Source organism: Staphylococcus equorum, assembly GCF_029531845.1.
GTDB classification, from domain to species: Bacteria; Bacillota; Bacilli; order Staphylococcales; family Staphylococcaceae; genus Staphylococcus; species Staphylococcus equorum_C.
The window spans coordinates 1-1,256 of the sequence record NZ_JAMBPV010000032.1 but is presented as its reverse complement, the minus strand read 5'-3'; the positions used below and the strand labels follow the sequence as shown (position 1 = coordinate 1,256).

Here is a 1,256-nt window from a genome sequence, read left to right as displayed (position 1 = left end):
CTATTTTTATGAAATTTTCTCTATTATTGTTTCCAAATCACTTATATTTCCAGTTGTATAATATAAATCATCAAAATCTAAATCTTTCGTAACTTCTGCTAAATCTGACCAATTATTATACCTTTCATATTCATAGTGCGTTATAAAATTACTATATGATGTTTCCTTAATAATTTGATTACCTTTTAAATCGAGATACACTTGATATTCAAATTCATCAATCTCTCCTTTAAAGGTATAAAGTAATGAGCAACATAGGTTTTTATCGAATAATTCACTATCATTCTTTTCAATTTGAAATTCATTCTCTATAAATGTTTTTACATTTTCACATATTTGGTTAAAAGACTTATTATTATTCATCGTGACCACTCCTAAATTTTCGTTCATTTTACGTCTGGTTTACAGATGTTATATTTTAATACACTTCTTCATAACTAATTAAAACTAAGTAACTACGTTCATTATGTGCTAGGATTTTATCTATTTGATATTCGTCTAATTCATTTTCTTTAAGATTATCTACTACATATAAATATTCCATTAAACGAGGTATATCATATTCATCTTGTAAATCACTAAGACTGTAAAATTCAAGAACATCTTTGATTGAAAAGTAATTAGAATGTAAGTAACTTAACAAATCATTGATATGTCCTTTAAGCATTTCCATATCATCAATTTCCATTACTGCTTTATTAAAATAGTTATTTGCTATTCTTAATTCATTTTGATTTTCATTTGTTTTTAAATTCATGATTATTACTCCTTTTACATTTAATATACGTCTTAATTGCAGATGTAATGAAAAACACTATATTTTCGTCTATAATATAGTGTTTTCTGTCTTAAAAAATGTTTCTAAATCTTCTTCATCTGCGTTAAGTCTTACTAATTCATCAAAATTCATATTTTCAGTTAATGCTACAATTTCATCTAGTGAATCAAATATTTCATATTCATAATGTGCAATATGTTGTTCACTAAATAGTTCGGGTTTCACTTCTGTAATTAACATCAATCTTTCTAAATCTAAATTTACCTGTATTTCTATTTCTTCATTTTTATCTAACGTTGTAAAAGCGATAGGTTGGATTAAACTATCTTTGAAAATTTCTTGTAAATCAGATTTCATTTCGAATTCTCTTTCCTCGTATTCTGCAATATTTACTTTGATTTGGTTTAATTGATTTTTTAACATCGTGACCACTCCTAATTGTTTTTTATACTTTTTAACTTGTTTAAAAGTATATTTG

The 1,256-nt window shown here is 24.7% G+C and carries 3 protein-coding genes; all 3 read right to left on the bottom strand.

Features of this window, described 5'->3' with window-relative positions; translation table 11 throughout:
* Nucleotides 1–6: 6 nt before the first annotated feature.
* Complete coding sequence (locus M4L39_RS14535) at nt 7–363, bottom strand: hypothetical protein (protein WP_277582636.1); 357 nt, start codon at nt 361–363, stop codon at nt 7–9.
* A 55-nt stretch (nt 364–418) separates the two neighbouring features.
* A complete protein-coding gene (locus M4L39_RS14530; protein ID WP_277582635.1) occupies nt 419–757 on the bottom strand; it encodes a hypothetical protein in 339 nt (112 codons plus the stop codon).
* A gap of 69 nt (nt 758–826) precedes the next feature.
* Nucleotides 827–1,256 (bottom strand): hypothetical protein (locus M4L39_RS14525; RefSeq protein WP_277582634.1); only part of this gene is annotated, 430 nt, incomplete at its 5' end.